We start from the raw sequence: 9,806 nt of genomic DNA, 5'->3' as shown, positions 1-9,806 counted from the left end.
ACACCGCGCTTGGCATACCTGTCACAGAACCCGTGGGATAAGTGCGTCCGGGGAAAGGGGAGGTTCGCGCTTCACCCTCTTTGCGCAACAAAGCCGCTCGGAGCCGTAAAACATCGTTGCGCCCATTGGGGTCTGGCGGTCGGCCACGCGCTACGGCGGTTCGTCGCGCCGAGCGAATTTGGTATGCATCGTGACCGTTTCTATGACGGCGGGCCTGACGCTGACTTAAAGCATGCGTCTCTGCCATGACACGAAGTTCATCCCGTCATATATTTCGACGATCAGGGATCGAGCGCATCACCTGATCAGATTTCCGCGCGCAGCTGCGCATAGGTCAAAGCAACAAATATGCCGGTTCCGCCAAGGACGTTTCCGAAAAATGCAGGGAGTATCCCACCGAGGACAGCGGAGCCAATGCCCAATTCGCCGCGCAAGACGAGAATGAACAGTTCCGTCGAACCGGCCACAACATGTGACAACCCGCCGAGCCCGATCACATAGGTGACAATCACGATCAACAAAATTTCGCCGGCACTTTCCATGCGAGGAAGGACCCACACCAGCGCTGCGATAAGGAAGCCGGCGGGTATGCCCCAGGCAAAATGATTGAAGGCAGTCGCTTCGGCGTAATGACGCGAAACCGAAAGGATACCTTCGAGCCGCACTTCGGGCACGATATGACCAAAGACCAATACGAGAGCTGCTGCCATGCAGCCGAAAAGGTTCGCTGCAAAAACAATGCCCCAAAGCTTGCCAATCTGCAGCAGCTTCGCCCCAGTGGGCGTAAGGAACAGGGGCAATATGGGCGTGATCGTGTTCTCTGTGAACAGCTGCATCCGCCCGAGGATCACTATGAGAAAACCGAATGTGTAGCCCAGGTTAGAGACTGCGGGTGTCCAATCCGCTTCAGGCAGGATCGAAACCAGAAACCCTTTGCACAAAACCGATGTGCTGATTGCAAGCCCTGCCGCGACCCCCGACCACCAGATCGCGCTTACGGGTCGCAAAAACTCGTGTTCGCCTGCACGTCGGATCGCCTCGAAGATGACTGATGATGAAGCGCTCTCATGCTCATGAACCTGAGCTTCTTTACGGTTCTCAAGATCCTCATTCTCAGACACGGTATCCACCCTTAAAAGCTGTGGTCATTGCCACTTGTTGGAAAATTCGCTGCCGCAAACTTCGATGGGCGAATATTTGTGGAGTAGCCAAGGCTTCACTCCCCGTCATTCGTCGCCCCCACCACCTTGGCTTCTTCGATCGAATCTTCGGCTTCTGCGATATCGCCGGGATTGGCTTCAGGCGCAGCCGCTAGACCATCTCGTCCGGGAGCGTGGCAGAGACTTGCAGTGACTGGATAATGATCCGAGCCGAACGCAGGTAGCACCCCGAATTCAAGCAGTCCGAACTCCTCCTGAAACAGGATCTGGTCCAGAGGCCAAGAAATCAGGGAGCTGTCGACCCTAAATGTCGGCATGATGCCGCGCCCGATCCTGGGGTCGAGCAATCGGCCGATCCGCGCGGCTCGCCGAGTGACGGGTTCCCAAGGAACGGAGTTGAAAGCCCCGGCTACGATCGTTGCCGATGGCGAGGACCCGGCCAGCAGTGCCGCTTGCAGAAGCGATGCGTCGCGGAGCGTCGTCGGCTGCGACCAAGCCAGTGGCGGATGAGGATGAACGCCCACAAACTGCACCACTGCGCCGCTGCGCAGTTTTACGCCCATGACGGCCATCGGCGTGTAGCCGTCGAACAGGAACTGGAACTCGGGGTTGATCAGCGGCAGCCTTGAGAAGACATGCATTCCGAAAGCACCGTGACCTTCCGGGATGAATTGGACCTTCTCCGGAAAGCGATCGTCGAGCGACTGAAGACTTCTATCCCACCAGTTATCCGTCTCCAGGATCAGCAATAGGTCCGGGTTTACAGCCTCAACAACATTAAGGAAGGCCGCAGCATCTTCGTTCCGCTTCCGCACATTCGCGATCAGAAGTGTGAAGGAACTGCCAGTGCTGCAAGTGTCAAAGCTTTCAGCCGCGTTGGCAGAAAGAGAGCTGAACGGATAGAGCTTGAAGGCTTGATGTCCGAGAGCAAGTAACCCAATTCCAACAACGATCGTTCCCACTTTGCTGATTTGAGATCGAAGAATGATCGCGATCGCGGTCAAAATAAGTAGGCAAAAGAAAATTTGGACGCGCGGAAAGTCGAGATATCTAATCCACCACGTGTTGGTGTCGATCAACGGCAGGAATGTTACCGTAGCCAAAGCCACCACAAAGCTTAGCACAAGCCTCGCTGCGCATGCGCTCAATTTCTCCTTGCCACGCTTTTTCAAGGACTATCAATTCTATACACGGCGGCTACCAATCATCCGGCAGGCAGCGATGACGCCGCCTGCATTGGTTGTTTTTATACCGGAGGCGGCTCGTGGCATGATACGCCCTTCGGTGTGAATGAAATTCGAATATTGAAACTCAACGCACTACAAGTAAAAAAGTTGCATCTGCTAGCTACTTCGTCAGGCCCCAGAAACGCGCGATATGGCGGGTCGAGGATATACCCACTTCCAGCATGTACTTTCCTTCCTCGCCCAAGCCGCCATCTCCGGTTGCTTTGATTGGAGTGCCGTGCCCCATGCCGCCGATGATGAATTCCTCAATGACGGCACGCCCTTCCGCGTTGCACCAGACCTGGCGGGGAAAACCATCGACTGTTTCGACCCGGGTGGGCGGTCCTTCGACCTCGTGGATGTTCTGCCACTGACGGACGATGGAATCCGCGTTCGAGCTGTCGACGACGGTGTCGCGGCCGCCATGCCAGACCGAGATCGTCGGCCAGCGTCCGGCCGGTTTCGCGGCCTTGCGCACGAGCGCGTCGAGCTTGCGATCCGAAAGGCCACCGTACCCCTTCATGCGAAACATCGCCTGCGTCAGTGTTCGCGCGGTGCCGTAGGGCAGACCCGCGATGATCGCGCCCCCCGCGAAGACTTCGGGATAGGCTGCAAGCATCACTGACGCCATGGCGCCGCCTGAAGACAACCCGGTGATGTAGATGCGCGACGGGTCGATGCCGTGGTCGTCGACGACCTGCCCGATCATCTGGCGGATCGAGAGCGCCTCGCCTCCATCCCGGTCGAGATCCCCAGGCTTGAACCAGTTGAACCCGCCCAGGGCGTTGTTCGCACGCGTCTGGCCGGGAAACAGCACCGCGGCACCGCATTCGGCCGCAAGCGTGGACCAGCCGGAACCGACGTCATAGCTCTCTGCCGACTGAGTACTGCCATGTAGCGCGACTACGAGCGGGCCATTTTCGGGAAAGCCTGCTGGGACATAGGTCCTTGCCTTCAACGACCCTGGGTCGGTCCCGAAGGAGGCCAAGGCAGACAGGCGATTGGTGTTGTGAAGTGCATTCATTGGCGTTCCTGCTTCCGATCACCGCCTTGGGAACGTCACTGACAGACCGCTGTTCCCGCTACAGCAATAATTCTCCAGAGGTTGCACACGAGCGACCGGGCGTGCGACGCTTGCTGTCAGAGCCGCGCGGCATCTTCGTTTGATGGCTGTCGATTTTTAGAAAGAGTGTTCACTCGGTACCCAAGCTCGTTTCGATACCCCATCAACACGACCCACAAGGTTAGGCAGGCATGGCGGATCGTTCCCAAGACGGAAGCAAACGCGCAGTAGGCATGGCGAAGCCAAAGCCCGCCGTTTCAGCTGAGCACGATCAGGCTTTGGGCCCTTCGGCTAGCGGCGGTGCGCCCAAGATCGATGCAACGTCAGTCGTGGGCATCGGGGCTTCGGCTGGCGGAATCGAAGCGTTGAGTCGCTTCTTCGACGTGATGCCGGCCGACACCTGCTGCGCCTTCGTGGTCGTGCTTCATCTCGATCCGAACCGAGAAAGTGACCTAGCCCGCATTTTGGCTGCGCACACGGCCATGCCGGTGGTTCAGGTCGAGGACAGGATGCGCCTCGCGGCGAACCACGTCTACGTCATCGCTCCCGCTTCCGACCTGAAGGTCAGCGGCGGCGCACTGCACGTGACGCAGCCGACCGAGCCGCGCGGCCAACGTCATCCTGTGGATGTGCTGTTCTCATCGCTGGCCGAGGACCAGCGGGAACGGGCGATCGCGGTCGTGCTCTCGGGAACGGGATGCAACGGTACCGAGGGGTTGCGCGATATTCGGGCCGAAGGCGGCATGAGTGTGGTGCAGTCGCCCGAGAGCGCGGAATTCGACGGCATGCCTAGAAGCGCGATCATAGCGGACCTGGCCGACCATGTTCTACCGCCAGAAGAGATGCCCGAAGTCCTGCGGGCCTTCATAGGCCACGGCTACGTTGCGGCCCCCACTGAGATCCAGGACACCTCGTCGGACGAAAAGGCGACTCTGGGGCAGGTGCTGGACATCCTGCGCGCGCGGGGCGGGCATGATTTCCGCAGGTACAGGCGCGCGACGCTCCAACGCCGCGTTAACCGTCGCCTGGGTCTAAAGAACATCGCGACGCTGGAAGACTACCTGGATCACTTGCGCTCCAATCCCGATGAGGTCAGCACACTTGCCGGCGACCTGATGATCAGCGTCACCGGATTTTTCCGCGACGCCGAGGCCTGGAGGGCGCTGGCCGAACTGGTTGTCGCGCCGATTGTGACCGAGCGCGCCAGCGGCGCGTCGATCCGAGTGTGGACGCCGGCGTGCTCGACCGGCGAGGAAGCGTACTCCATTGCCATGCTAGTGACCGAGATTGCCGAGAGGGCGGGGAAGTATTTTGACCTGAAAGTTTTCGCCACCGACGCGCAGGAGGACAATCTGCGCAAGGCGCGCGCCGGCATTTACCCGGCCGCGGCCTTGTCCGACTTTCCTGAGCAACGGCTGGCACGTTTTTTGACAAGCTCGACGGTTCGTACCAGGTCAGCAAGGAGTTGCGCGACATTGTCGTGTTCGCTCCGCACAATCTGCTGCGCGATCCGCCCTTCTCGCGTCTCGACTTGGTTTCATGTCGCAACTTCCTGATCTATCTTGAACCAGATGCGCAGAAGAAGATTATCGCGCTGTGCCATTTTGCGCTGCGACAGGGAGGGCACCTGTTTCTCGGGAACGCGGAAACAGTCGGGCGTCACGATGACCTGTTCGAAACAGTGTCAAAGAAATGGCGCATATACCGTAGGTCGGGAACGACCCGGCATGACCTGATCGATTATCCGCCGCCGCGCAACCAGCCGGCACCGCGCAGCGCTGAACGCCTTTCGCCGCAGGCGCCCGAGCAGAATGTCTCGGCCGCGGCCTTGGCCCGGCACGCCCTGCTGGACCATTTCGCCCCGGCCTCGGTTCTGATCGACCGGAAGGGTCGCGTTCTTTATTTCCACGGCACGACGCGAGATTATCTGGAAAAACCCGCCCGGCGAACCGACGCGGGATCTGCTGACCTTGGCCCGCGGCGGACTGGTCGCCAAGTTGCGCGCCGCAATCCGCGAAGCGTCGAAGAAAAAGGCGAGCGTGACGGTCGACGCCCGCATCCGCGAGGGCAAGACCGACCGGCCAGTGACAATGACTGTGATGCCCCTGCCTGCGTCGGAGAAGGACGCGCCGCTTCTGGTCACCTTCGTCCCGGCGGCGCTGCGGCATGATCCCGAACCGGCGGCTCCGTCCGGCGACCATGATGCCTCGGCCGGCGAACAGGCGCTGGAGGCGGAGCTGAAGGCCGCCCGCGCCGAGCTTCAGAACACCATAGAACACCAGGAGACGACCAACGAGGAACTCAAGGCGGCGAACGAGGAACTGACCTCGATCAATGAAGAGCTTCAGTCGGTCAACGAGGAACTCGAAACCTCGAAGGAGGAATTGCAGTCGTTCAACGAGGAGCTGAACACCGTCAATGGTCAGCTTCAGCACAAGATCGGCGAACTGGAATCTGCCACCAACGATCTCAACAACTTGTTGGCCGGATCGGAAATTGCGACGCTGTTCCTGGACGAGGACTTCTGTATCCGGTGGTTCACCCCCGCGACAAAGGATCTTTTCAGTTTTGTCGCAACCGATATTGGCCGTCCAATTGCTCATCTGGCGCGCAAGTTTACGGATGAATCCTTACTGGAGGATATGGAAACAGCGCTTAAAAAGCTTTCCCCCGTCGAGGTCGAAGTCCCAAGCGATGCGGGCAGGTGGTATCTGCGCCGCGTGCTTCCCTATCGCACGCGGGACAATCGCATTGCCGGCGTCGTCGTCACGTTCAGCGACATCACCGACCTGAAGCGAGCCTTGGATGCAACCAATGATGCACGCGTTTTTGCTGAAACGATCGTGCGGACTGTCCAGCATCCGCTGCTGGTTCTGGATAAGCAGTTGCGTGTCCAGACCGCGAACAGGGCTTTCCGCGAATTGTTCGCCGTTTTCGAGGAAGAGCCCAAGGGGCGGCTGATCTTCGATCTGGGCACAGGGGAATGGAATAACCCGCCGCTGCGGAGCCTGCTGGACGAAGTCCTGTCAGCGGACGAGGACATCGTCGATTTTGAGGTCGAACAGGATCTGCACCACTTGGGACGGCAGTCCATGATGCTCAACGCGTGCAGGCTGCCCCAGGAGGGCGGCCTCGACGACTTGATCCTGATCGCGATCGAGGATGTTACCGCACGCAAGCGTTTCGACGAGCACCGCGAGGTTCTGGTTAACGAACTCAATCACCGGATCAAGAACGTGATGGCGACTGTGCAGGCGATCGCGTCGCAGACGCTGCGCAGCGCCACGTCAGTGGAGAACGCCCGCGCCGACTTCGGCGCTCGACTGGTCGCGCTGGGAAATTCGCACGACCTGCTGACCCGCGAAAATTGGGCCGGCGCCGATCTGCGAGACATCGTCACGGATACGGTAAAACCTCTTGCTGCAAGGTCTGACTGTTTCCGAATTGACGGTCCACGGCTCTGGTTGACCCCGAGTAACGCACTTTCGATGGCGATGGCGCTGCACGAACTCGCCACAAACGCCGCCAAATATGGCGCGCTGTCGAACGAAAGCGGTAGCATCGAGATCATCTGGCGGCTTGCGGGCAACGCCAGCAAACGTCGGCTCATCCTGACCTGGACAGAAAGTGGCGGACCGCCTGTCGTCTCGCCCTCGCGCACGGGATTTGGCTCGCGCTTGGTGCAGCAAGTGCTTGCGGCGGAACTGGGTGGAAAAGTGGAAGTTGCCTACGAAGCGTCCGGCATAGTCTGCAAGATCGATGCCCCCATGCCAGACAACCAGACGGAAGGCGGCACAGGTTGAGTGGTCAGGCAGCAAAGCGTGTCCTGGTCGTCGAAGATTGAATTCCTGCTTGCGATGCATCTGGAAGACCTCCTCATGTCGCTGGGGCACGAGGTCGTCGCCCAGGCCGCGCGGGTCGAGGTGGCTATGACGCTGGCCCGCGAAACGGAGATCGACTTCGCAGTTCTCGACAGCAACGTGTTCCTGTAGCCGGGATTCTGCGTCACCGCAGTGTTCCTTTTGCCTTTGCAACGGGATATGGGGCCAAAGCCCTTGTAGAAGGGTTCCAAAGTTGCCGCTTGCTGCGAAAGCCCTTCGCGCAGGCAGACTTGGAAAAGATCATCACACTGGCGTTTGATAGGCGCGTACACTGATGAAGTCCCGCCGCCTTGAACGCGAAAAAGCGGCCAAGCCGAAAAATCAGGGGCGATCGCGCACGGCATTGGCCAAGGCAGACTCTTTGGATGTCTCGGGGGTAAGCCAGTCCTGCTCCACCAGGTCTCGAAGCTTGTAGGCCCGGTCCAGCGCCTGCTTGCTCGCGTCGAGCCACTCGCCGGACGCGTCCGGGTCAGTGGCGCCGTCTCGGTCGGCCATCTGCAGGCAAAATTCGGCCCGTTCGTTGAGGAACCGCACCGCGGCCCGCATGACCTTTTCCATTTCTTCGAATTGCGCCGCTGCCATCGTTTCAGCTGTATAGGTGTGGCCAATGTGACAGCCAAACTTGACAATTGATCCGACCTCGAAGCGGTTCAACGCACCACCGCAATCCGGGCATGTGACCGTGACAGGCCGCTCGAATTTCCGGCCATCGGCGACGTCGGTCCCCGTGCCTTTCGTCCCGGTAGAAGTGTTCGGCATGACAACCTCCTTACCGTCCTTTCGATCAACCAGCTTGATTAACAATTCGGATATTTCACTAAGCGGCACGCAGTAATCCAGCGAAACATGCGCGGCCGCGCTACGCGGCATTCCGGGATAAGCTGCATCTTTCGGGTCCTGCGCGATGGCGATCCCGCCGCGGCGCTTGATCTCCATCAGTCCAAGCGTTCCGTCATTCAACCTGCCAGTTAGGATCACGCCCACGGCACCCGGTCCGTAGTGGTCGGCTACACTGCGGAACAACGGGTCGATCGCCGGGCGCGCACAATTTTCCTTCGGGCCTCTGACGAGGCGCAACACGCCATCGACGACCACCATATGGCGATCGGAGGGGGCTACGTAGATGTGGCCGGGAAGAATTGGTTCGCCATCCTCGGCGTGCTTGGCTGGGATCGTTCCGGTCGAGTTCAGAAGCGCAGGCAGTTCGCTCCGATGCGCGCCGACATGAAGAACAACGAGAATGGGCGCACAAACCGAGCGCGGCAAGCCCGCCGTCAAGACGCGTAAGGCGGTCACACCGCCTGCCGAAGCGCCTATCACGATGATCGGAGAACGAGGCATGGGACCTGCGGGTGTGAGTGAAGTTATCAGGGCTACAACGCGACGGATTGGACAAAGGTCCCCGGGTGCCTCGGATCGCCGAAAGGACCGGCGCACGGTGCAAACTGGCCGCCACGGCGATTTCCATAGTTAACACGTATTCTGTCCGCCGACCGATCCGCGGCGTCGACGTTTATAATGTCGTGGCTAGGAATTGGTCCGGGCGTCAGGCAAACTTAAAAGGTGCCGGGTGCGCGGGCGCTTGTGCAGTATCGACGCCGGCCTGGTGCTACCGCTGTCTGGCTTTCCTGTTGGCATAGCGCCGGTCGCGTTCTGCTTTTCGGGCGGCCTTGTCTTCGGCCTCGCGAGAGCTGCGGTCTTGCTCAGCCTTGGCTACTGCGGCTTCTTCGGCCTTGGCGGCTGCGTCGTTTGCCGCCTGATCTAGGACTGCACGCTCCTGCTCTTCCAGCTTGATTCTGGCGCGTTCCGCTTGCCGTTCGTCCCTGGCCGCGGCTACAGCCACTCGCTCTTCCTCACGTGCAAGACGGCCGGGCTCCGCGGCCTCCCTGGCGGCGCGATGCGCGTCAAGGCGAGCAGCCTTTGCATCGGCAGCGGCGCTACGGCGGTCGGCGAAATCGTTGTCTTTTTTGCTTCTCATGTCTGTTTCCCGCTAGGAATGTCGTCTTTCTGACCGTCAGACCTCTCTGCGCGGGCCTGAATGATCGTGACGAACTATGCAACGACGTGTTCTCTCGCAAGGCATCTGTCGTACCTTGCTTCGAGGACGGGAGCGAGATCGAGGTCCCAAGCGAAAGGCATCCGCGTTCCCGGCGATGGAGATCCGCAGCGCCTAGCCGCCTTTGCTGGCGCGCCTAAGGGCGTCCTCAGGGATGCCCAGCGTCACTGCGCGCGGCTTCGCCACCGCCGATGCCACTTTCGTGCGCCGTGGAGTTGCCTTGCGCTCCTGCTGGGCAGCCAGCGCCACGAGGCGATGGCGGGTTCTTGCTGACGCACCGGATCGCTCCTTTCGCACGGCCGCTCATCTGTGAAAAGTATTCATCCAACAAGAGCGGCGCGGCCCGAGTCGTGAACCGCCATCGAGCAGGAGCAGCGGTCAGACGTGTCCATCCGAGACGCCCAAGCCCGGCATGGCAAC

Annotated in this window: 7 protein-coding genes and 1 pseudogene; 3 read left to right on the top strand and 5 right to left on the bottom strand. The window is 60.0% G+C overall.

Annotated features, from left to right (window positions below; all coding sequences use genetic code 11):
• Positions 1-305: 305 nt before the first annotated feature.
• The 3 genes from BLW27_RS19860 to BLW27_RS19850 form a co-directional block, all read right to left on the bottom strand.
• A complete protein-coding gene (locus tag BLW27_RS19860; RefSeq protein WP_089886390.1) occupies positions 306-1,121 on the bottom strand; it encodes a formate/nitrite transporter family protein in 816 nt (271 codons plus the stop codon).
• Between the two features lie 95 nt (positions 1,122-1,216).
• Entirely contained in the window at positions 1,217-2,332 is a 1,116-nt protein-coding gene (locus tag BLW27_RS19855) for an endonuclease/exonuclease/phosphatase family protein (RefSeq protein ID WP_089886388.1), read from the bottom strand.
• 175 nt (positions 2,333-2,507) lie between these two features.
• Positions 2,508-3,410 carry an extracellular catalytic domain type 1 short-chain-length polyhydroxyalkanoate depolymerase gene (locus BLW27_RS19850; protein ID WP_089886386.1) on the bottom strand — a complete coding sequence of 301 codons (903 nt, stop codon included), beginning with the start codon at positions 3,408-3,410 and terminating at the stop codon, positions 2,508-2,510.
• Between the two features lie 230 nt (positions 3,411-3,640).
• Between BLW27_RS19850 and BLW27_RS19845 the strand changes: the two are divergent.
• The 3 genes and pseudogenes from BLW27_RS19845 to BLW27_RS21545 form a co-directional block, all read left to right on the top strand.
• A pseudogene (locus BLW27_RS19845) lies at positions 3,641-5,088 on the top strand (chemotaxis protein CheB); the annotation flags it as partial.
• 400 nt (positions 5,089-5,488) lie between these two features.
• Positions 5,489-7,252 carry a PAS domain-containing protein gene (locus BLW27_RS19835; protein WP_177178015.1) on the top strand — a complete coding sequence of 588 codons (1,764 nt, stop codon included), beginning with the start codon at positions 5,489-5,491 and terminating at the stop codon, positions 7,250-7,252.
• A gap of 18 nt (positions 7,253-7,270) precedes the next feature.
• Positions 7,271-7,441, top strand: coding sequence for a hypothetical protein (locus tag BLW27_RS21545; protein ID WP_218141186.1), 171 nt, complete (start codon positions 7,271-7,273; stop codon positions 7,439-7,441).
• Between the two features lie 210 nt (positions 7,442-7,651).
• Here the strand turns inward: BLW27_RS21545 and BLW27_RS19825 are convergent, their stop codons facing one another.
• Both BLW27_RS19825 and BLW27_RS19820 read right to left on the bottom strand, forming a co-directional pair.
• Positions 7,652-8,671, bottom strand: a complete 1,020-nt coding sequence (locus BLW27_RS19825) for a chemotaxis protein CheB (RefSeq protein ID WP_089886379.1) — start codon at positions 8,669-8,671, stop codon at positions 7,652-7,654.
• Between the two features lie 268 nt (positions 8,672-8,939).
• Positions 8,940-9,308, bottom strand: coding sequence for a DUF6481 family protein (locus tag BLW27_RS19820; protein WP_089886377.1), 369 nt, complete (start codon positions 9,306-9,308; stop codon positions 8,940-8,942).
• Positions 9,309-9,806: the final 498 nt, after the last annotated feature.

The organism is Citreimonas salinaria (genome assembly GCF_900107235.1).
Taxonomy (GTDB): Bacteria; Pseudomonadota; Alphaproteobacteria; order Rhodobacterales; family Rhodobacteraceae; genus Citreimonas; species Citreimonas salinaria.
The sequence above is the reverse complement of the archived record's forward strand: the minus strand, read 5'-3'. Positions and strand labels throughout refer to the sequence as shown.